This window comes from Robiginitalea rubriflava, from assembly GCF_052540725.1.
Genome location: NZ_CP199309.1, coordinates 1,541,455 through 1,562,120 on the forward strand (window position 1 = coordinate 1,541,455; position 20,666 = coordinate 1,562,120).

General features: G+C 46.5%; 22 protein-coding genes. 12 read left to right on the plus strand and 10 right to left on the minus strand.

Features of this window, described 5'->3' with window-relative positions; translation table 11 throughout:
• Positions 1-99 precede the first annotated feature (99 nt).
• A complete protein-coding gene (locus ACT6NU_RS07065; RefSeq protein WP_445383762.1) occupies positions 100-606 on the minus strand; it encodes a CvpA family protein in 507 nt (168 codons plus the stop codon).
• 78 nt (positions 607-684) lie between these two features.
• Between ACT6NU_RS07065 and ACT6NU_RS07070 the strand changes: the two genes are divergently transcribed.
• From ACT6NU_RS07070 to ACT6NU_RS07080, 3 genes are all read left to right on the plus strand, one after another.
• Positions 685-1,041, plus strand: a complete 357-nt coding sequence (locus ACT6NU_RS07070) for a hypothetical protein (protein WP_445383763.1) — start codon at positions 685-687, stop codon at positions 1,039-1,041.
• Complete coding sequence (locus ACT6NU_RS07075; RefSeq protein WP_445383764.1) at positions 1,038-1,349, plus strand: antibiotic biosynthesis monooxygenase family protein; 312 nt, start codon at positions 1,038-1,040, stop codon at positions 1,347-1,349. The genes ACT6NU_RS07070 and ACT6NU_RS07075 overlap by 4 nt, the downstream gene beginning before the upstream one ends.
• A gap of 97 nt (positions 1,350-1,446) precedes the next feature.
• Positions 1,447-3,117, plus strand: a complete 1,671-nt coding sequence (locus ACT6NU_RS07080) for a glycerol-3-phosphate dehydrogenase/oxidase (RefSeq protein ID WP_445383765.1) — start codon at positions 1,447-1,449, stop codon at positions 3,115-3,117.
• 20 nt (positions 3,118-3,137) lie between these two features.
• Here the strand turns inward: ACT6NU_RS07080 and ACT6NU_RS07085 are convergent, their stop codons facing one another.
• Positions 3,138-4,139 carry an NAD(P)H-dependent glycerol-3-phosphate dehydrogenase gene (locus ACT6NU_RS07085; RefSeq protein WP_445383766.1) on the minus strand — a complete coding sequence of 334 codons (1,002 nt, stop codon included), beginning with the start codon at positions 4,137-4,139 and terminating at the stop codon, positions 3,138-3,140.
• 116 nt (positions 4,140-4,255) lie between these two features.
• Between ACT6NU_RS07085 and ACT6NU_RS07090 the strand changes: the two genes are divergently transcribed.
• The 3 genes from ACT6NU_RS07090 to ACT6NU_RS07100 all read left to right on the plus strand — a co-directional run bounded on the left by ACT6NU_RS07090 (position 4,256) and on the right by ACT6NU_RS07100 (position 8,047).
• Positions 4,256-5,179 (plus strand): nicotinic acid mononucleotide adenyltransferase, encoded by a 924-nt coding sequence (locus ACT6NU_RS07090; RefSeq protein ID WP_445383767.1) that lies wholly within the window; start codon positions 4,256-4,258, stop codon positions 5,177-5,179.
• Positions 5,180-5,420: 241 nt separating this feature from the next.
• On the plus strand, positions 5,421-6,950 hold the full coding sequence (locus tag ACT6NU_RS07095) for a SulP family inorganic anion transporter (protein WP_445383768.1): 1,530 nt from the start codon (positions 5,421-5,423) through the stop codon (positions 6,948-6,950).
• Between the two features lie 125 nt (positions 6,951-7,075).
• A complete protein-coding gene (locus ACT6NU_RS07100) occupies positions 7,076-8,047 on the plus strand; it encodes a phytanoyl-CoA dioxygenase family protein (protein WP_445383769.1) in 972 nt (323 codons plus the stop codon).
• Here ACT6NU_RS07100 and ACT6NU_RS07105 read toward each other — a convergent pair.
• From ACT6NU_RS07105 to ACT6NU_RS07120, 4 genes are all read right to left on the minus strand, one after another.
• A complete protein-coding gene (locus ACT6NU_RS07105; protein ID WP_445383770.1) occupies positions 8,024-8,617 on the minus strand; it encodes a 2'-5' RNA ligase family protein in 594 nt (197 codons plus the stop codon). The genes ACT6NU_RS07100 and ACT6NU_RS07105 overlap by 24 nt on opposite strands.
• A 68-nt stretch (positions 8,618-8,685) precedes the next feature.
• Positions 8,686-9,174, minus strand: a complete 489-nt coding sequence (locus tag ACT6NU_RS07110) for a c-type cytochrome (RefSeq protein ID WP_445383771.1) — start codon at positions 9,172-9,174, stop codon at positions 8,686-8,688.
• Positions 9,175-9,215: 41 nt separating this feature from the next.
• Complete coding sequence (locus ACT6NU_RS07115; protein ID WP_445383772.1) at positions 9,216-10,178, minus strand: YheT family hydrolase; 963 nt, start codon at positions 10,176-10,178, stop codon at positions 9,216-9,218.
• Positions 10,179-10,228: 50 nt separating this feature from the next.
• Positions 10,229-11,203, minus strand: coding sequence for an NAD(P)H-dependent flavin oxidoreductase (locus tag ACT6NU_RS07120; RefSeq protein ID WP_445383773.1), 975 nt, complete (start codon positions 11,201-11,203; stop codon positions 10,229-10,231).
• A gap of 106 nt (positions 11,204-11,309) precedes the next feature.
• Here ACT6NU_RS07120 and ACT6NU_RS07125 point away from each other — a divergent pair, with 106 nt between their 5' ends.
• Entirely contained in the window at positions 11,310-11,786 is a 477-nt protein-coding gene (locus ACT6NU_RS07125; RefSeq protein ID WP_445383774.1) for an acyl-CoA thioesterase, read from the plus strand.
• On the opposite strand, the gene ACT6NU_RS07130 is transcribed toward ACT6NU_RS07125, so the two are convergent.
• Positions 11,761-12,663 (minus strand): DMT family transporter, encoded by a 903-nt coding sequence (locus ACT6NU_RS07130; RefSeq protein WP_445383775.1) that lies wholly within the window; start codon positions 12,661-12,663, stop codon positions 11,761-11,763. The genes ACT6NU_RS07125 and ACT6NU_RS07130 overlap by 26 nt on opposite strands.
• Positions 12,660-13,013, minus strand: coding sequence for an arsenate reductase family protein (locus ACT6NU_RS07135; RefSeq protein WP_445383776.1), 354 nt, complete (start codon positions 13,011-13,013; stop codon positions 12,660-12,662). Before ACT6NU_RS07135 ends, ACT6NU_RS07130 begins: the two co-directional genes overlap by 4 nt.
• Positions 13,014-13,106: 93 nt before the next feature.
• Between ACT6NU_RS07135 and ACT6NU_RS07140 the strand changes: the two genes are divergently transcribed.
• Complete coding sequence (locus tag ACT6NU_RS07140) at positions 13,107-13,583, plus strand: DinB family protein (protein ID WP_445383777.1); 477 nt, start codon at positions 13,107-13,109, stop codon at positions 13,581-13,583.
• On the opposite strand, the gene ACT6NU_RS07145 is transcribed toward ACT6NU_RS07140, so the two are convergent.
• On the minus strand, positions 13,570-14,310 hold the full coding sequence (locus ACT6NU_RS07145; RefSeq protein ID WP_445383778.1) for a DUF3298 domain-containing protein: 741 nt from the start codon (positions 14,308-14,310) through the stop codon (positions 13,570-13,572). The two genes, ACT6NU_RS07140 and ACT6NU_RS07145, sit on opposite strands and share 14 nt — an antisense overlap.
• A gap of 93 nt (positions 14,311-14,403) precedes the next feature.
• Here ACT6NU_RS07145 and ACT6NU_RS07150 point away from each other — a divergent pair, with 93 nt between their 5' ends.
• The 4 genes from ACT6NU_RS07150 (at position 14,404) to ACT6NU_RS07165 (ending at position 20,253) form a co-directional block, all read left to right on the plus strand.
• A complete protein-coding gene (locus ACT6NU_RS07150; RefSeq protein ID WP_445383779.1) occupies positions 14,404-15,564 on the plus strand; it encodes a cystathionine gamma-synthase in 1,161 nt (386 codons plus the stop codon).
• A 133-nt stretch (positions 15,565-15,697) separates the two neighbouring features.
• Positions 15,698-17,041, plus strand: coding sequence for an NADP-specific glutamate dehydrogenase (gene gdhA, locus ACT6NU_RS07155; RefSeq protein WP_445383838.1), 1,344 nt, complete (start codon positions 15,698-15,700; stop codon positions 17,039-17,041).
• A gap of 76 nt (positions 17,042-17,117) precedes the next feature.
• Positions 17,118-17,837 carry a DNA repair protein RecO gene (gene recO / locus ACT6NU_RS07160; protein ID WP_445383780.1) on the plus strand — a complete coding sequence of 240 codons (720 nt, stop codon included), beginning with the start codon at positions 17,118-17,120 and terminating at the stop codon, positions 17,835-17,837.
• The gene (locus tag ACT6NU_RS07165) at positions 17,821-20,253 is read left to right on the plus strand and encodes a TonB-dependent receptor (protein WP_445383781.1); all 2,433 of its coding nucleotides are present in this window, start codon (positions 17,821-17,823) and stop codon (positions 20,251-20,253) included. The genes recO and ACT6NU_RS07165 overlap by 17 nt, the downstream gene beginning before the upstream one ends.
• Positions 20,254-20,273: 20 nt before the next feature.
• Here the strand turns inward: ACT6NU_RS07165 and ACT6NU_RS07170 are convergent, their stop codons facing one another.
• Positions 20,274-20,564, minus strand: coding sequence for a hypothetical protein (locus tag ACT6NU_RS07170; protein WP_445383782.1), 291 nt, complete (start codon positions 20,562-20,564; stop codon positions 20,274-20,276).
• Between the last annotated feature and the right edge of the window lie 102 nt (positions 20,565-20,666).

A 20,666-nucleotide genomic window follows, 5' to 3' on the forward strand; every position in this document is an offset into this window, starting at 1 on the left:
GCATCTCTCGGAAATCGGTAAAACCGGATACTTAATCGATCGAGAGTTACTTATAAAATGTAGGAAATCAGAATACTATTGATGGAAATTCTGATGTTTTCAGTCCGTGGAATCCGATGTTTTGTCGGGTTCCAGCACATAAGAAAAAACAAAGGCCCCCACTTCCTTTATGGGAGGGTAGAGCACCGAGTTTTCGATGGTCTCCGACCTGACTACGCGCAGGGATTGGTTAGCCCTTTCAAAAAATATTAAAAGAGCCCCAAGAATTACAGCTACTTTGACCAGCCCGAAAATCCCGCCGGCTATTTTATTGAGCAAACCCAACATGGTAATATCGGCAATCTTGGTGAGTAGTTTTCCAAGGAAATGAACGGCAAAAACAATAAGCACAAAGGTGATAATAAAGGCAGTTATCTTGATATAGCGAAATTCCCAATTGACGCGCTGTGAAAGATAATCTGCAGCCAGATATGAGAAATGTATCGCCCCGAACAAACCCGCAATGAGCGCCACCAAAGAGGCTATTTCAATAAATAAACCATTTCGCAAGCCTTTGTAAAGCCCGTAGGCGAGCAAAAGGGCAAGTACGATATCAAGGATTCCCATCAGCTTGTTTTTATCAAATATAAGGGATTGATTTGTACCTTTACGGATCATTTAAAGGACCTGTAAATCTTCAGATTAATGGCCAGAGACGAGTTGTTAAAGGAACGATGGGAATTACTTCAGGATAAATTATCCCGGCAGTTTGCTGAAGGCGCCCCCCTGGACCTGGACGCAATTATTTACCTGGTAGGACTACAGGAACTCGGCCAATTTCAGCGAAAGTTCAAGAAGGATGAAAAGCTGAACCTGATGCATATAGCGATTTGCAGGTTGCTGGAACCGTATGGATATTATTCCTTTGAGCATTTTGATGAAGATGGCTGGCCACACTACAAACTGGTAGAGGCGCTTCCCGCTTTGCGGGCAGGGGAACAAGCTGTTTTGATGAAAGAAGCAATTGTCAGCTATTTCATTGAAAAAGAGTATTTGAAATGAACCCCCAACCTTCATACTACGCCGTAATTTTTACAACTAAGCGAACAGCCGGGGACCACGGCTATTCGGCTATGGCTGAACGAATGATGGAACTGGCCAGCCGGCAACCCGGTTTTCTCGGGGTAGACCATGCCAGGGAAGAAATAGGGATTACCGTTAGCTATTGGGAGTCCCTGGATGCAATCGCTTCATGGAAAGCGCATCCGGAGCATGTTCTGGCCAGGGAGCTTGGCAGGAAAACCTGGTATTCCCATTACAGCTTGCGCATTTGTAAGGTTGAAAGGGAATACGACTTCAAACGGATGTGAACGAACCTTTCTACCAGCTCCTCACTTAAAGATAAGATAATACCAGGCCTTTTGAATAGCAGATTTTAAGGGTTATTTTTGGTTAATTCCATAGAATATGAAAGAACCTGTTACTTTTTCCGCCCATAACCGGGCAGCCGATATATCAAAATTAAAAACTGAAACATTTGACCTCCTGGTTATAGGCGGGGGCATTACAGGAGGTGGAATTGCCCTGGATGCTGCATCCAGGGGACTGAAAGTAGCATTGCTTGAGAAAGGGGATTTCGCATCCGGAACCAGTAGTAAATCTACCAAACTCATTCATGGAGGCCTGAGATACCTGAAGCAATTTGACTTTTGGTTGGTAAAGGAGGTTGGTTCCGAACGGGCAATTGTTCATAAACTGGCACCACATTTAGTCCTTCCCGAGAAGATGGTACTGCCCCTGATTGAAGGAGGCTCATACGGGAAATGGTTAACATCCATAGGCCTGAAGGTCTATGATATATTAGCACAGGTAAGTGGTGATGACAAAAGGCAGATGCTGGAGAAAAAGGAAGCCCTGAAGCTGGAACCGCTGCTTCCGAAGAAAATCCTGAAAGGGGCTGGTTACTATGCAGAATACCGCACAGATGATGCACGGCTTACCATTGAAAATATTAAGACGAGTTTGTTTTATGGAGCCACTGCCCTTAATTATGCCGAGGTATCACAGTTTACTTACAATGAGGAAGGAATCGTTTCGGGAGTTGTTGTGAAAGACCGAATTGGCGACACTGAGTTTGAAGTCAGTGCCAACAATGTAATTAGTGCCGCAGGCCCCTGGGTAGACGAATTACGAAGTCTGAACAACAGCAAGAAAGGAAAGCGGTTGCATCTTACCAAGGGGGTGCATTTGGTTTTTCCCTATAAGAAGTTGCCCGTAAAGCACTCAGTATATTTTGACGTGCCGGATGGCCGGATGATTTTTGCCATCCCCAGGGGGAAGGTTACCTATGTGGGCACTACCGATACCAACTACAATGAAGACAAGGACCATGTGACTACGGACCTGGCCGATGCCATTTATCTAATTTCCGCAGTAAACAATATGTTCCCTTCCATTGAGCTGGAACTTTCGGACATTCAATCTTCCTGGGCCGGGTTGAGACCGCTGATACATGAAGAGGGCAAATCTGCCTCAGAGCTTTCGCGGAAAGATGAAATATTCACTTCAGACAGCGGGCTTATCAGCATAGCCGGGGGGAAGTTAACGGGTTATCGCAAAATGGCCGAGAGGGTGGTTAACCGTATCGGGCAGCGGATGGAGGAAGCCTCGGGCAAGAAGCTCAAAGGGTGCAGCACCGATACCATACCACTTTGTGGAAGTGATTTCAAAAAATACAAGCATGTTGAAAAGTATATTGAAGAGGTATCGAAAAGGCTTGCCAAGGAAGGTTTCAGCCCTCAGGATGCCTGGTTTTTGGTGACAACTTACGGGAAACAAACAGAGGATATCCTAAGGCGATATGGCGCTTTCAAAGATAAAGATAAGCGGTGGCGATTGCTGAAAGCAGAGTTGCATTTTGCCCTGGAATATGAAATGATACAGAACCCTATGGATTTCTTTATCAGGAGGACGGGGAGGTTGTATTTTGACCTGGAAAGTGTCCGTGAATTTAAAGACAGGGTGGTCCGGGAAATGAGAACGCTGCTGAAGGCAGATAAAGACAGCATTGATAGCTGGGAGCAAACGCTTGAATCTGAAATTAAAAGGCATTCCTCATTTGAGCTGGAACGGGCCTGAAACTTCAGGATGATGCGGGGCTAGCTGAGCTCATCGGCAAGGGCCTTAAATGTTTTGCGAGCACTTTTTTGTTCATATAAGATTTCGTATACCGCATCAATAATGGGTGTTTTAACCTTCTTTTCGAAAGCTTCCTTTATTTTGTACGCACTTTTTACGGCATAATACCCTTCGGCAACCATGCTCATTTCCATCATGGCGCTTTTTACGGTATAACCCTTGCCGATCATATTGCCAAACATCCGGTTGCGGCTGAAGGTGGAATAGCCTGTTACCAGAAGATCTCCCAAATAGGCAGACTGGTTTATGTTCCGGTCAATGTTGTAGAGCCGTTTGGTATACTTCTTCATTTCCCGGATGGCGTTACTCATCAGTACAGCCTGAAAATTATCTCCGTATCCCAGTCCGTGGGCGATTCCTGCGGCCAGGGCATATATGTTTTTTAACATGGCTGCATATTCCGTCCCGATAATATCTTTGGAAACTTTTGTTTTGATATAAGAGCTGCTCAGGGCCTCCGCTACTTTTTTGGCTTTGGCTTTGTCCAGGCAGGCTATAGTAAGGTAGGACAGCCTTTCCAGTGCCACCTCTTCCGCATGGCAGGGCCCGGTGATAACCCCAATATTCTTGTACGGGATATTGTATTTTTCATGAAAGTGTTCCCCCACAATACGCCCGCTTCCGGGCACAATCCCTTTGATAGCTGAGATAATGATTTTACCTTCAAGGGAAGCTGTCAATTTTGCTAATTCCGATTCCAGGAAAGCAGAAGGAATGGCAAAAATCAGAATGTCTGCTCCCGAAACGGCTTCGTCTATCTGGTCGGTTAGCCTGAGTTTGCCGAGGTCGAACTCTACCGAACTCAGGTAATTTGGATTGTGTTTTTCGGTTTTAATGTAATCTATCGCCTCAGAACTTCGCATATACCAGATCACCTCCGAAAGGTTCTCACAAAGCATCTTTACAATAGCAGTGGCCCAGCTGCCTCCGCCCAAAACGGCGTATTTTAATGGTTTTTTCACAGTTTTAAATGTAAAATCGAGAGATTCTCGAACTATTTAAATATATCATAACCAGCTACTTATTAAAGTTGGCACATTCCTTGTTTCAAGGGTTATTGAAATCAAAGAATACAGTCATGAAAAGAATTACGCTGCAAATTACGATTTTACTGCTAAGTTTCAGTCTTACCTCCTGTTATACGGAAGTATTTGTGGATGAGCCGGTTTTCGAGAACAGGGCCCTGCAGACAGAACTATTTCTTGAATCCTATGATCTCTGGTATATCGATATACAGGAAACTGTAGGAAGCGGGGAGGTCCCCTTTCTGGAAACAGCCTTTACGCTTTCTTTTAACGGGGGTGTTTTAACGGCTAATAATAACCTGGTCAATATCGGGAAAACAGGTTCCGGATTTGGAATTGCAGTTGGTAACTATGCCGGTCTTTCGGATTTGGTGGAGATCCGCCATGACCTGGCCGGACTCTGGCAACTGGAGGTAATCCCCCTTGGAGGGAACCGAATGGAACTATACGACCCGCGTTCCGATACCTCTTATTTTCTTTACGGATATAGCCGGGCCGCGTTTGATTACGATGCACTCTTCTATGATAATATCCACTATTTCCTGCAGGAATATATTGCCTGGGAAAAAATATTCACCAGCGATACTGGAGCCTTAAATGAATTTGATCAGGAACAGTTCCTGCAATTTTCAGTCGGGATGAATACCGATGCATTCCGGTCTTCCATTGATTCACCCGGAACCCCGCTCAGTTTGCTGCAATGGGATTATGAAGGCTTCTATACCGTGTACGATGTACCCGGGGAACCCGAAATGAAAACGCTGACACTGGATTACGATTTTCTGGGAGATGACTATTTTGAACTCTACGTCCTGGATGATCAGACCATTGAATTGTATCATGTCTCCTCAGGAACCCTCTATGAATTCAGGGGCAGGGGCTATCAGCAAATACTGAAGTCTGAAAGTTCTGCCGCAAAAAAGCGACTGAGAAAGAAACTCCCTGAGATGAACGTTTCACGCAAGCGTCCTCAGTAAATAATAGTTAGTTGGTTGGTTGAAAATCCATCCGTGGCAATTAGGCTGCGGGTGGATTTTTTATATCCGCAAGGAAATCTGAATTTATTTGCCGGCTGCGGCTGCAGATTGTTAATTGTAATTCTTTCAAATTTTCAATTTGAAGTAATAAAGCCCTGATTCTTGCCATATTCTCAATAGTTTCCAAAGACAGCCTGAGAGGGGATATTAATTGTATTTTTGCCCGCCTAAAACCCATACAGTGCGAAAATACCTGAACTTGTTTGATTTTTCTCAGGAAGTAAATTACAAGACGGAAATCCTTTCCGGATTAACAGTGGCCCTGGCCCTGGTGCCCGAAGCCATTGCCTTTGCGCTGATAGCAGGCCTGTCTCCCTTAACCGGATTATACGCAGCCTTCGTGATGGGGTTGGTAACCTCCATCCTGGGGGGGCGCCCTGGTATGATTTCCGGGGCGACCGGAGCGGTGGCAGTGGTGATCGTATCTCTGGCAATAGACCATGGGGTGGAATATGTTTTCGCGGCCGTAATCCTGGCAGGACTGCTGCAAATGAGCGCAGGATTCCTGCGTCTGGGAAAGTTGATGCGCCTGGTTCCGCATCCTGTGATTTTCGGCTTTGTTAACGGCCTTGCCATCATTATTTTCACCTCACAGTTAGATCAGTTCAAAACAACTTCCGGGGACTGGCTAAGCGGAACGGTTTTTTGGACCTTTACCGGCCTGGTGCTGCTTACTATGCTCATTATTTGGGGGCTGCCCAAACTTACCCGGGCCATCCCGGCCTCGCTGGTAGCCATTCTCGTGGTTTTTGGCATCGTACTTATCGGGGATATTCCCACACGAAGCATAGGGGATATCGCTTCCATACAGGGGGGGTTCCCACCTTTTCATATTCCTGAAATCCCCTGGACCCTGGAAACCCTTGGGATTGTATTTCCATATGCCGCAATTGTGGCAGGGGTTGGACTGATCGAAAGCCTGTTGACCCTGAACATCGTAGACGAGATTACCGAAACCCGCGGACGCGGTAACAAAGAAGCTGTGGCCCAGGGTACTGCAAATATCCTGTCTGGCCTTTTCTCGGGCATGGGCGGCTGTGCGATGATCGGGCAAAGCCTGATCAATACCTCAAACGGGGCGCGTGCGAGACTATCCGGGATTGTTGCAGCGGTTATGTTACTGGTGTTTATTATGTTCGGATCAGGTTTGATAGAACGGGTACCAATGGCGGCCCTTACGGGCTTGATGATTATGGTAGCTCTGGGAACCTTCGAATGGGCAAGCCTGAGGACCTTCAGGAGGATGCCGAAATCAGATGTTCTGGTCATGGTCCTGGTTACCCTGGTAACCGTTTTCCTGCACAATCTGGCGCTGGCCGTTTTGGTTGGGGTAATTATCTCTGCACTGGTTTTTGCCTGGGACAATGCCAAAAGGATTCGGGCAAGGAAGTACATAGATGAGCAGGGCGTAAAGCATTATGAGATCTACGGCCCCTTGTTTTTCGGGTCGGTTAGCCTGTTTAATGAAAAGTTCGATGTACTCAATGACCCTGATGAGGTGGTTATCGATTTTCAGGAGAGCCGGGTAGTAGATATGTCTGCGATTGAGGCCCTGAACCGGATAACAGAGCGCTATCAGAAGGTTGGAAAAAAAGTCCACCTGAAACACCTCAGTAAAGACTGTCGCAGGCTCCTTAAAAACGCAGACGATATCATAGAAATTAATGTGCTGGAGGACCCTACCTACAAAGTATTAATCGATAAAATCTAAAGCTTTCCGGAGGGGGGTTGGACAAACTGAATAGGTCGGCTCTGTAGGGCTGTTAAAGCTCTCAATAAAGCATTAATACCATTATTTTCAGTATATTAGAGTATCTGTTTTGATGCACTGATAAGATGAACAAATACAGGAAAGTAGCCCTGGGGAATACGGCACACAAAGACATACCCGGAAACCCTTCCACAGCCACCAGCAGTCGCCTGAAACTGAATGACCGCAGCAACAACAAACCGCTAAGGGTCCTCAGTGAAGAAGACTGGCAATTCTGGCAGCGGGAAGGATATGTAATTATCCGCGAAGCGGTACCCCCCGCCCAGGCTGCCCGGACAGCTGCTTTTTTATGGGAGTTTGAAGAAAAGGATCCGGAAGATCCCGATACCTGGTACACGCCAGCCCGGGCTGAAATGCAAATGAAGGAGTTGGCGGGTACTGGCATGGTTGAAGTATACAATCATCAGTTGCTTTGGGAAAACCGCCAGACCCAGAGAGTTTACAACGCCTTTGTAGATATTTGGGGAACTGAAAAACTATGGGTTACCATAGACAGGGCAAACCTTAATTTCCCCAACAGGCCGGGTTTTGAACAAAAGGGATTTATTCACTGGGATTACGATCCGGAAACCCGTCCCCAAAACGTTCAGGGGGTATTGGCCCTTGCCGACCAGACCGATGAGCAGATGGGAGGGTTTCAATGTATCCCATGGTTGTATCGGAACTACGATCAGTGGAAACAAACCCAGCCAAAGGATAGGGATCGGTTCCAACCGGATATCAGCGGGCTGCAAGACAAGATTGTAAAAGTAAAGCTCCGAAAGGGAGACCTGCTAATATTCAACAGCCTTCTCGCCCATGGTATCCGTCCCAATCTTTCCAAGGACAAGGTAAGGCTCGCCCAGTATATTTCCATGATGCCTGCAGAACCGGAAAATCAGGAAATGCTGAGATGGCGGATTCACTCCTGGAAGAATCGGGTTGCCCCGGAAGGATATGCTTTCCCTGGAGATCCGAGGAATTGGGAACAAACCCGCTACAAAACTGCTGAACTTTCAGAATTGGGCAAAAAATTACTGGGGCTTGATCCCTGGTAAGGTTTTAAAAGGATATTCCCGGAACCACTCCCAGAATTTTCCATTGTGCCTTAATAAAAACAGGCTTTTTGCGGTAAAACTGCTTTTAAAGCTGCGTTTGTTGAATTCCGGCCAGGCCTCTTCGAAGGCGGGTTCTTTGAGATCCCGGGTGGCAATGGTCATATGCGGATGAAAGGGGAGTTGTCTGTATGGTTTACTGATTTCCAAAACCTCATTTATCTTTTCCTGCAAAGCCCGGTATATAATTTCAACAGGCCCGGGGTTCGCAATTTTTATAAATATTACCCTGGGCGGAAAGGCTCCAAAACCCGATAAATCAATCTCAAACGGATTTTGGCCAATACTGAATCGCTCCAGGTATTTTTCCAGTTTTTCCAATTGTGGCAAGGTCCTCCAAAAGGGCATCTGAAGGGTTATATGTGCGGGTACCTTCAGGGCATGAGAGGCCTGAAAGCGCTCTTTCATTTCTTCCTTGAGCCTGCGCACCGCTTCTCTGAGTTCCTCAGGAGGAACCAGAGCCAGCAGATACAGGGATTTCTCGGATAAGTGATTCCTCTGGGTTTGCTGCATCACTAGGGTAGATTAAAAAAAACGCCATGATGCAATCATGGCGCTCCAATCTTCTTATCAGGGATGGTCTAGAGCGTACGCAGATATTCAGCCACAGCCCTGGCCTCCTCTTCGCTAAGGTTTTGGTTGAGCATGGGGGTGTTGTTGTATTCTTTTAGCAGTGCCTGGGCGATCGGGTCTTCTTTGAGCATGCCATCGGGATTGAGGATCATATTCATGACCCACTCCGGACTGCGTCTCTCGTATATCCCGGCCATCGGTGGCCCTATCATTCTGCGCTCGGCCATATGGCAGGCAGTACAAATCGCATTGAATTTGGCTTCTCCGGCAGCAGCCATTTCCATATCGATTTCATCCCCAAAATCTACTTCTGTTATAGGTCCTATCCCTTTGTTGTCCATATCAACCGGAACGGCTTCGGAGCTTGCCCCGGTGGCTGCCTTGGATTCGGTTTTGGTTCGGCTCATTTCAAAGCCTTCCTCTTTCTTTTCCTCTTTTTTTTCACCGCAGCCCATTACTAGAAGCGCTGCAGCGGAAAGGAGCATCAGTTTTTTCATTATTCAAATTTCTTTAGACTACTAATATAAGAAATCAGGGCTTATGTCAGATTATTTAAAAAGGATAAGGCCCGCTCCTCGTTGTAATAAAAGGTTCCCTGTCTGTAAAAACCAACATGCCCTCCGTACTCCGGCATTTCCAGATAGATTTGCTCATGTTTGCTGGCAATTTGTACAGGATAACATTTGGCGCCCAGAAAACTATCGTTCCGGGCATTGAGCAGGAGTGCGGGAATACTAATGTTTTCGAGAAATTGCAGGCTGCTGCAGGAGTTGTAATAATCAAGGGCATCTTTAAACCCATGTGCCTTGCTGGTATAGAGGTCGTCAAAATCCTTGAGTGTTTTTACCTCTCTTATAGTCTCCTCCGTAACAAGCCCGGGAAACAGTTTTTGTTTGTCCCGCAGTTTTTGGATCAGATTCATCCGGAACCTTCGGGCATAGAGGAAGTTCTTGGGTTTGTTCAGCTGTATGAGGGAATCGTGCAGATCACAGGGAACCGAAATGGCAACTGCTCCGCATACTTCCTTAAAGCGCAAAGGTTTTTCCCCTAGATATTTTAAAAGCAGATTTCCACCCAGGCTAAAACCTTTCAGGCAAATCTTTTTATAGGATCGGGTGGAAACCAAATGTTGCAGTACGGCTTCCAGATCTTCGGTGGCACCAGAATGATACGAGCGGTAACGCTTATTGGGTTCTCCACTGCACCCCCTTAAATTTACGGCACATACGTCCCAACCTGAGCGGGTAAAAATCGCAGCACTTCCCAGCATATAGGGGCGTTGTGCATTGCCCTCCAGACCGTGGAGCAAAATTAGCAGCCTGTCGGCCCCGGTTTCTGAAAAGCTCCAGTCCAGATCCAGAAAATCGCCGTCTGGCAGGGTGAGTCGTTCCCGTTTTTGCTCCGGGGAATCCACTTTTCGCAACAAGGCCGAGTAAATGGTGGAAAAGTGTCCATTCCTGTAGAGCAGCGGGGGCCGGTATGGACTTTGAACTAAGGGCATTTAGGGCAACAAAGCTTGATAAGGGACAGTGCTTTCAGGTTGTGTGATTGTCATTTGGGATAGATATCAAGCAAACTGGCCTGTGCGGAAACGGCATCTTTAAACTCCGTTTTTAAACGACTGACCAATTCGGAAACCGGAAGCACATCTTCGATAGTGGCAACCCCCTGACCAGCAGACCAGATGGTTTTCCATGCCTTGGCTTCCGTATCCAGTTCTTTTCCAAAATCAATTTTAGTGTCCTTTTTTAAATCTTCAGGTGTCAGGCCTGCAGCCTGCAGGCTTTTCGCCAGGAAGTTGGCATGTACCCCGGAGATCGCGGCAGTGTAAACAATATCGCCGGCCCCTGCCTCAATGATCATTTGTCTGTAGGCTTCCGGGGCTTCACTTTCCCGTGTATTGATAAAGCGGGTTCCCATATAGGCCAGATCAGCTCCCATCTGAAGCGCAGCCGCTACGTCCCTGCCATTGCTGATGCAGCCGGAAAGTAAAATAGTCTTGTTGAAAAACGACCTAACCTCAGCAACCAGTGTCATGGGGTTGAGGGTTCCGGCGTGGCCCCCTGCCCCGGCCGATACCAGGATCAATCCGTCCACCCCGGCTCCGGCCGCTTTCTCAGCATGCCTTTTTTTAATGACATCATGAAAGACCAGACCCCCATAGCTGTGAATGGCATCTACCACCTGGCTTACCGCCCCCAGCGAGGTAATAATCAGGGGCACCTTGTGTTTGACGCAAATCTTCAGGTCTGCTTCCAGTCTTGGATTGGTTGGATGGACTATCAGGTTGACGCCAAAAGGGGCAGCTTTCTTTCCTGTTTCGGATTCAAATGCCTGCAGAGCCGTTTTGATTTCTACCAGCCATGATTCAAAGCCTTCACTGCTTCTCTGGTTCAGGGCTGGAAAAGTCCCAACAATACCATTTTTGCAGCAGGCAATAACCAGTTCGGGATTGGAAATTAAAAACATAGGAGCCGCTACCACCGGCAGCGAAAGATCCTGGATAAAAGAGGGTTTTTGATTCATGCTATTAAGGATGAGGCTTAAAAGTAAGCATAAAATAGAGCGAACTTGCAAGGGTATATAAAATCACCGTATTTTTGATGCTATGCATGCATAATAAATAAAAAATATGTTTATAAAGGAATTTGAGATCCGCTGGAATGACCTGGATGCCAACAAGCACCTGGCCAATAGTGCCTATACCAGTTATATGAGCCATACCCGTATGGCTTTTCTAAACGAACTCGGTTTTAGTCTGAATGTGCTGGAGGAAAAACAGCTGGGGCCGGTTGTTTTTTATGAGCATATGTATTATTTCAGGGAAATCCTCCCCGGATCAACTGTCCGTGTTTCTCTTGAACTAATGGGGCTTAGCAAGGATGGGATGTTTTTCGAATTTCACCATAATTTTTATGATCCACAGGGAAAGCACCTCGCGCATTGCGAATTGATAGGAGGCTGGATAGACCTGAACAACCGAAAACTGACCGCTTTGGATACAGAGCTGCTGCAGTTTTTTGACCGGGCCGAAAAAGCGAAATCTTTCAGGTTCCTCAGCAGAGAAGACACCCGTAAAAATGCTAAGTTCCCGAAAGACCTGGCTTAGGTTTTTTGCTTACGAGGTAAACCCCGCCCAAAACCAGAAGGGTTGCCGTGAAGTTTAACAGACTCAGGGTATCCTTCCCGCTGATTAGTGCAAAGGCAATCCCGATTACCGGTTGGAAATATACAAAGGCACTCACCGTGGAGGCTTTTAATTGGGTGAGGGCGAATACATTGAAGAGATAAGTGAGGAATGTAGTCCCCACAATTACAAAAATGATGGCCCCAACCGCATCCAGCGGCAGGTCACCCCACTGAATCTCCAGAAACTCAGGCAGCGTAATAGGCAGGTTGATAAAAAAAGCTATGCTGAACAGCCATTTCATAAGCGTAAAGGGGTGGTATTTTTCGATTAATTTTTTTACCAGGATCAGGTATAGCCCATAGCTGGTTGCATTCAATATAAACAGGGCATTTCCTGCAGGAATGTTCGGGGCGTTAGAGCTGACGCTTTCATTCATAAAGATCAGTGCAAGGGCACCCAGCAGGCCCATAGCAATCCCGATGCTTTTTATCCTTGTAATTTTTTCCTGTATCAGAAAAAAGGAGAAGACTACCACGATAATGGGGGTAATGGTTACCAGAACGGAACTATTGATTGGGGTGGAAAGTTGCAGCCCTTTAAAAAAAGCAAGCATATTGATGACCATTCCGAAAAGGGCACAAAGCAGCAAACGCCCCCAATCCTTTTTTTCAACGGATTCCCTTGGGCCCAGCAATGAAATGATCCAGAATAGCAGTGCAGCACCGCTTACCCTGAGGAAAATAAACCCGAAAGGACCTACATAGTGGGGCATGACCCCTTTTGCAATAGTGTGGTTCAGGCCATAAATGGTGGTTGCTCCAAACGCGGCTAATATGGCCAGGCTTCTTTTGTTCAACGCGAAAGGGCTTCTTGGGCTGCTGCCACGGTTTTCGCTGAATTCCCAATATAAATATCTTTATCAAGTACCAAAACAGGCCTCTTTAAAAAACTGTAGTGCTCAAGTAATAAATCGCGGTAATCCGCTTCGCTGAGCTTTTTATCTTTTAACTTTCGTTGTGTATACAGGCGAGCCCTTTTGCTGAAAAGTGCTTCGTAACTCCCGCTGAGCCGGCGCAAAGTATCTAGTTGTGAGCTGTTAAGGGGTTCTTTTTTGATATCCTGTAGGTTCACCTCTTCCGGCAGGCTTAATTCTTTAATAATCCGACGGCAGCTGTCGCAGCTGCTCAGGTAAAACATAATTTTCATTTCATTATGAGTTTATTAGCTCTTTAAGCTGGTATTCTCTGCTTCCAAAGGTAATCCTTAAATTTAGGACTCATATCTACTAAACAGAATCAAATGGCACCCGAGCTGATCTTTGAAACCAATATGCAATTGCGCAGGCGCATGGCAGATGTTCTGGATCAGACCTCAGCAGCCGACCTGAACCGGATCCCCGTGGGATATCGCAACAATATCTGGTGGAACATTGTCCATATGGTAGTTACCCAGCAATTGCTTTGTTACAACTTAAGCGGGTTGCCTATGACAGTTGAAAAAGACATTGTCAAACGCTACAGTAAGGGGAGTGTCCCTGCCGGGGTGCCCTCACAAGCAGAAACTGATAAGGTCCGGGCGTATTTGCTCAGTAGCGTAGCGCAATTAAAATCGGATTATGAGCAGGGGATATTCAAAACGTATAATGCCTATACCACCAGTGCCAATGTTACCCTGAAGTCTATAGAAGACGCTTTGCTCTTTAATCTTTTTCATGAAGGCATACATTATGGGGTGGTTCTCTCACTTCAGAAGGCGGTTGGGATTACCAGAGCTTAGGGGCCATCCCGGTTTCTTTGAGCATTTCAAAGGGAATTATCACGGTCAGGGGCCCATCAGCATAGGAAGCAACTTCGTAGGGGTTGTATAAAAGGGTCAGGCCATCCGGAGTAAATCCTATTTGTTCCGGAAGGTAAAAAGTATTTTCCTCAAACATAAAGCCAGTGCTGTTAATAGCCGAGTCTGCCGAAATTTCAAATGTTTTCCTGAATGTGCTTTCAGCCACTTCTTCCAGTTTACTTCGATTGGAAAAGAAATCCAGGGCATCCATTTCTTCCCCGGTTTCCTTGTTGAAGTTCAGGAACCTTGTGGAAGTGTAGCCATGAGCACCTCCGGTGAATAAGTATGCTTCAAATCTCAGGCTGAGGAGCTGTGAATTTTCGTAACTGGTTTGGGCCATGACGGTCGCCTCCCAGGGCGCCAGCTCTTCCGGGAAATTTTCGGACAGCGTACGCCAACCAGCTGTAAAGTCTTCTATAGCCTCTTCTATGCCCGTTGCGCTTCCTTCTTCATCATAATTGAGCAGCTCAATGATTTCCTCGCGAATAGCTGTATTAATATTCCGGCCCAGAAGGGTACGCTGCGACGCCTCGGGAATATTGATTTGCACCTGCGGGCAATCTGCGCAGGCCTTGGTATCAATGCTCTTCTGGGTGAACTCCAGGGATTTGTCACTCTGGCAGGCGAATATTAGCAGCAGACATAGAAATATTCCAGCAACTCTCATTGGCTATATTGTATTTGGCATATCAAAATTGACGGTTGTATTCTCCTCGGGAGAACAATACCTTTGCTCAAATGTAAACCGTATTTATTCCCTATGAAAAAAACGCTTCGTTTTAACAGTAAAACCATTCATGGCGGACAGGAGCCCGATAAAGCCTATGGGGCCGTTATGCCTCCTATTTACCAAACCTCAACCTTTGCACAGAAATCTCCCGGAGACCATAAAGGATTTGAATATTCCAGGAGTGGCAACCCAACCCGGCACGCTTTGGAGAAGTCCCTGGCCAGTATTGAAAATGGCTCCTTTGGCCTTGCATTTGCCAGCGGTCTGGCAGCAATTGATGCCGTGTTAAAACTTTTAAAGCCCGGAGATGAAATTATATCTACCAATGACCTGTACGGAGGGAGTTACCGATTGTTTAAAAAGATTTTTGAGGATTTCGGGCTTCGCTTTCATTTTGTTGGGATGCAGGACATATCTCATATCAGCGAAAAAATCAACGGGAAGACACGGCTGATCTGGGTGGAAACCCCAACCAATCCGATGATGAATGTAATAGATATTGCTGCTGTTTCGAAGCTGGCCAAGGAAAACAATATCCTGCTGGCAGTAGACAATACCTTTGCAACCCCCTATTTGCAGCAACCTCTGGATTTGGGAGCGGACATTGTGATGCACTCGGCCACCAAATATCTCGGCGGGCATTCTGACCTGGTTGTGGGAGCGCTTGTAGTGCGCGATAAAGAGCTGGCAGACCGCCTCTATTTCATTCAAAACGCCAGCGGGGCTGTATGCGGCCCCATGGATAGTTATTTACTGCTCAGGGGAATCAAAACCCTGCACGTACGCATGCAAAGGCACTGCGAGAACGGCGCACAAATTGCCCGCTTCCTGCAAGCCCATCCGGCTGTGGAAAAAGTATTCTGGCCGGGTTTTGAGTTGCATCCAAACCATGATATTGCGCGTAAGCAGATGAGTGATTTTGGGGGTATGATCTCTTTCGTGCCCAAAGGAGCTACCTACGAGGATGCGGTAAAAGTGGTTGAGGCACTAAAAGTATTTACCCTTGCAGAATCACTGGGAGGGGTTGAAAGCCTGGCCGGTCATCCGGCCAGCATGACGCATGCGAGTATTCCTAAAGCAGAAAGGGAAAAGAGCGGGGTAACAGATGCACTCATACGGCTCAGTGTTGGTATTGAGGATGCAGAGGATTTAAAGGAGGACCTGGAGCAGGCCCTTTCCTTTTTGAACTAATCCGGGGAAACCCACCTGAATCAAAATTATTTTATCAAATTTTCAAAAATATAGGCGCGATATTATGGGAAACATATAATTTTGCGCATATATTTCTGATTCAACAATCTTTTACCAATCACCTATGTCTGAGATACAAGCAAAAATAGACGCCTTTATGGATGAGGTTAAGACCCGTAACGGGCATGAACCGGAATTCATCCAGGCAGTGCAGGAAGTAGCTGATACTGTACTCCCCTACATCGCACAGCACGAAATTTACAATGGAAAAAATATTTTGCTACGAATGGTGGAACCTGAGAGGCTTCTCTCATTCAGGGTAGCCTGGGTAGACGATGATGGGGAAATCCATGTAAACCGGGGTTACCGGGTGCAAATGAATTCAGCTATCGGCCCTTATAAGGGAGGTCTGCGATTCCATCCATCGGTAAATGCCAGTATTCTTAAGTTCCTTGCCTTTGAACAGGTATTCAAGAACAGCCTTACGACCCTGCCCATGGGTGGGGGTAAAGGAGGCTCCGATTTTGACCCTAAAGGCAAGTCAGACGATGAGGTGATGCGCTTCTGTCATTCTTTTATGACTGAACTCTGCCGCCATATTGGTCCGAATACAGATGTGCCTGCTGGAGATATAGGGGTTGGAGCTCGCGAAATAGGCTTCCTTTTCGGGATGTATAAAAAGATTCGCAACGAATTTACCGGAGTGTTGACCGGAAAGGGACTTTCCTGGGGAGGCTCCAAGATACGCCCCGAAGCTACGGGCTATGGAACGGTTTATTTTGCAGACAGTATGCTAAAGACCCGCGGTGAAACTGTAGAAGGTAAAACCGTTGTTGTTTCCGGTTCCGGGAACGTGGCACAATACGCTGCCGAAAAAGTAATACAACTGGGAGGCAAGGTGGTTACCCTTTCTGATTCCGGAGGATATATCCACGATAAAGATGGTATCGACGAGGAAAAGCTCGCCTGGGTAATGGACCTGAAGAACAACCGCAGGGGAAGGATATCCGAATATGTGGATAAATATACCGGAGCTACCTATCACAAAGGGAAAACTCCCTGGGAAGTTCCCTGTGACATGGCACTGCCCTGTGCCACACAGAATGAGCTGGAAGGAAAAGATGCGGAAACCCTTATCAAGAATGGCTGTATTTGCGTAGCGGAAGGGGCAAACATGCCATCTACCCCAGATGCTATACACGCTTTTCACGACGCGAAAATACTTTTTGCCCCGGGCAAGGCGTCTAATGCCGGCGGGGTGGCAACTTCAGGACTGGAGATGTCGCAGAATTCGCTGCGTATAAGCTGGACGCGTGAAGAAGTAGACCAGCGCCTCAAGGGAATTATGTCCGATATTCACGATTCCTGTATTGAATACGGCAAAGAAGAAGACGGCTTCTGCAACTATGTAAAAGGCGCCAATATTGCAGGGTTCGTAAAGGTAGCCGATGCCATGCTGGCCCAGGGCGTAATCTAAAGAATACAACAGGCCTCCTTGCAAAAGGGGGCCTGCTTTATTATTCGATTATCTTTGTGGCATACTTTGTCCGGACGTGTCACTTACTACTCAAGCTATTATTCTGAGCTCCCTCAAATACGGGGATAGCAATCTGATTGTCAAAGCTTTTACGGAAGCTTATGGCCTGCAGACCTATATGGTCAAAGGAGTGCTAAAAAACAGAAGAGGCCGGCTTAAAGCGGCTTATTTTCAGCCCCTTACCCAACTGGAACTTGTTTGCAGCAGGGTAAAGCCAGGAAAAATGGGTTATATTAAAGAGGCTGTTGTTGCATTTCCCTATAGCAGTATGCACACAGACATACACAAAAGCACAGTAGCTTTCTTCCTCTCTGAAATGCTAAGCCAGTCGATCCGCGAAGAAGAGGAAAACCCTGCGCTTTTCGCCTATTTGCAAAACGCGCTGCAGTGGCTGGACCATCACCATAGTATTGCCAATTTTCATATTCAGTTTCTCCTGGGATTAACGCGCTATCTCGGCTTTTATCCGGATAATACCAATATGGATGCCCCCTATTTTGATCTGGTTGAAGGGGCCTTTTTAGACACTACTCCATTAAACCCGGCCATCAGTGGGGAAGCTTTAGGCTTTTTCAAGAAATTTTTGGGCACAAATTTTGATGCAATACATACTGTGAAAATGTCTCAAAAACAGCGTCAGGCCCTTTTGAAAAACCTTGTAGACTATTTTGAGGTACATTTACACGGATTTAGAAAACCAAAATCATTAGCCGTACTAGATGAGGTATTTTCATAGGCCAGGCCTACTGATAGTTATACTTTTCTTACTAACTGTTTTTAAGCTTTCTGCTCAGAAGATCTACATTTATGAGCGGGAGACAGGCAGCCCCATCTCGGATGTTGCGGTGTTTAACGAAGACCGAAGCACATTTGCTATCAGTGATTTTGATGGCGCATGCAACATCAGTGCCTTCGATTCCGGGGAACGATTATACTTCAGACATTTAAGCCATGAGCCTTTTGTAATTCGGAAATCCACACTGCTTAAACAAGGGGGGCGGGTTTACCTCTACCCAAAACCTGAACAATTGCAGGAGGTAGTCATGTCTATTTCAAAATGGGAACAACAAAAGCGGGAAATACCACAGAAAATTGTAAGTATTGACGCGGGAAGTATTGCCTTTGCCAATCCACAAACCTCGGCAGACCTCCTGCAGCAATCGGGCAAAATTTTTGTCCAGAAAAGCCAATATGGAGGGGGAAGCCCTACAATAAGGGGGTTTGCAACAAACCGTGTACTGCTTTCGGTAGATGGGGTGCGTATGAATAACGCCATCTTCCGTGGAGGAAACCTGCAAAATGTAATATCCATTGATCCTTTTAACGTGAAGAACACGGAGGTCATTTTTGGCCCGGGATCTGTTATTTATGGGAGTGATGCCATCGGGGGGGTCATGAATTTTTATACCCGCACACCTCTTTTTTCCCGGACCGATTCGCTGGAGGTCTCCGCAAATGCCGTGTACCGATTGGCTACGGCTTCCAATGAGCAAACCCTGCATGGGGATGTGGAATTTTCTCAGGAAAAATGGGCCTTTCTCAGTAGTTTCAGCTTTAATTCCTATGGGGATTTACGGATGGGATCCCATGGTCCCGATAGCTACTTACGACCGGGTTTTATCGTTCGCCGGGACGGGGAAGACCAATTGGTCACCAATTCGGATCCTGAAAAACAGGTCCCCAGCGGTTTTGACCTCTACAGTTTCATGCAGAAAATACGCTTTAAACCCAATAACAGCTGGTCTTTTGACCTGGGCCTGCACTATTCTGAAACTTCAGATTACGCCAGATATGACAGATTGATCCGGCCTGCAGACAATGAAGCCGGCCTGAGATCGGCAGAGTGGTTTTACGGCCCCCAGAAATGGTTTATGGGAAATTTACAAGTGTATCAACAGGGACGGAATACTTTCTATGATGGTTTGAAGATAACAACTGCCTACCAGTTTTTTGAGGAGAGCAGGAATGAACGCGCGTTTAGGGATGAGATACGATATAGCAATCGCGAGCGACTGGGGGCGTTTTCATTAAATCTGGATTTTGAAAATAAAAAAATAGGAGACCTCAGTTTGTTTTACGGAACGGAATTTATTTACAACCAGGTTAATTCTGTTGGAAGGCAGGAAAATATCCTGTCCGGTCAGCGTTCCGACTATCCCTCCAGATATCCGGACGGGTCGCGATGGCAAAGCCTGGCAGGATATGTGAATGCCGCGTACAAATTCAGACCCAACTGGACCCTGCTTTCTGGTTTGCGATACAGCCATGTATGGATAAATGCGGAATTTGATGACCGGGTTTTTAGTTTTCCCTTTGACAGCGCAAATTTGGATAACGGTGCCCTTACCGCAAGCCTGGGCCTTAGTTGGTTTCCAAATGAAAACACTCAGATCACCCTGAATGGTTCAACGGGGTTCAGGGCGCCAAACATTGATGATATTGGTAAAATATTTGACTCCGAACCCGGTTCGGTTGTGGTGCCCAATCCGGACCTTGAACCGGAATACGCCTACAACGCTGAGATAGGGATACGACAGAATATTGCGGAAAAACTCGTTCTTAAAGGAGCAGCCTATTACACCTATCTGGTAGATGCGCTGGTACGGAGGGATTTTGTTTTTGACGGACAAAATACCATTGTATATAACGGAGAGCCCTCAAATGTACAGGCCATACAAAATGCAGCTAAAGCCTATGTTTATGGCTATGAACTGGGTTTTGACGCCCGGTTGCGGGAATTCCTGAGCCTGAGCGGAAACCTTACTTTTACCGAAGGAACAGAAGAGGAAGATGACGGGAGTGATTCCCCTGCCAGGCATGTGCCCCCAACCTTTGGGGACCTGCAGTTACAATGGAATAAATACCCCTGGAAAGCGGCTGTTGTGTTTAATTACAACGGGGAAATCCCATACGAGGACCTCGCCTTTTCTGAACGATCCAAGGCCTTTATTTACGCCAGGGATGTAAACGGAAATCCCTTTTCCCCTTCCTGGTATACATTAAACCTGAGGACATCCTATAAGTTTTCGGAGCGCTACGAACTTGGATTCTCCGTAGAGAATATCACCGATCAGCGTTATCGCCCTTATTCGTCGGGGATTACGGGCTCCGGAATAAACTTTATAGGCAGTATCCGGGCCCGGTTTAACTGATTTTTTAGAGGGCTTGTGGATTAGTTGTCGTCCACTGCTTTTTTTACATCTTCCTTAAGTTCGTCAGCAGCTTTTTTGATATCTTCTCCGGCTTTTTCCAAATCCTCGGCAGCCTCTTCTCCCGCTTTGCGTAATTCATCCCCGGTTTTTCTGAGTTCATCCCCGGCTTTTTTAAGTTCGTCTCCGGCTTCTTCCAAAGCTCTGGCGGCTTCCTCGGTTACTTCTTCGGATTCTTTACGTGTCTCCCTGCAGGAAGAGAGACTAATTGTAAGTGCAGCTGCAAATGCCAAACTGAGAACACGTTTTTTCATTGTAAAATTGATTTTTTGTATTGCCAATCAAGATACATCCAAAAAAGGATAGAATGAAATACTTTTTCTATAAGTAGTTTATCCTTAGCCGGCTGCTGTAGC